We start from the raw sequence: 509 nt of genomic DNA on the forward strand, positions 1-509 counted from the left end.
GTTGAAGAAGAACGGGGTGGACGGGCTGAGGAGGTTCTTGATGTGCTGCTCAAGAGCATTGATGTCCTTGCCAGATGGGTCCTTGGCAACGAAGCAGTCGTCGTCGATGGTGAAGACGTACTTCTTCTTGGAGACCATGTAGCCGAAGCAGCGGCATGCGGAGTCCTTGAAGGAGATGCTGGAGGCCTTGGGGCCGAGGATCCGGTTGATGTCGTTGCGGTTGTAGAGCTCGTAGTCGAAGCCCTCGGGGACGCGGATGGTCTTGGTCGGGTCGCCGTCCTGCACGATGATGAGGTGGTAGGGCTGGAAGAAGGGCCGCCACATCTCCAGGAAGTCCAGGTTGCGGATCGTCGGGATCACGATGTCCAGCTCGTCCTTGAGCAGCGGCGTCGACGGCACCGACGCCGACGGCACCGTCACCGTCCCCGCCATGATCTCTCCCTCTCCCTCTCCCTGGATCTCGCGCGCGCGGAGGAAGAGGAGGAGGAGGAGGAGGTGATGGTGGTGAG

At 61.5% G+C, this 509-nt stretch carries 1 protein-coding gene; it reads right to left on the reverse strand.

Going from position 1 to position 509, the window contains the following annotated elements; all coding sequences use genetic code 11:
- A partial coding sequence (locus NK662_RS24860; protein WP_254761392.1) for a hypothetical protein occupies positions 1-432 on the reverse strand: 432 nt, incomplete at its 3' end.
- Positions 433-509 lie beyond the last annotated feature (77 nt).

The organism is Ectobacillus ponti, from assembly GCF_024294785.1.
GTDB classification, from domain to species: Bacteria; Bacillota; Bacilli; order Bacillales; family Bacillaceae_G; genus Ectobacillus; species Ectobacillus ponti.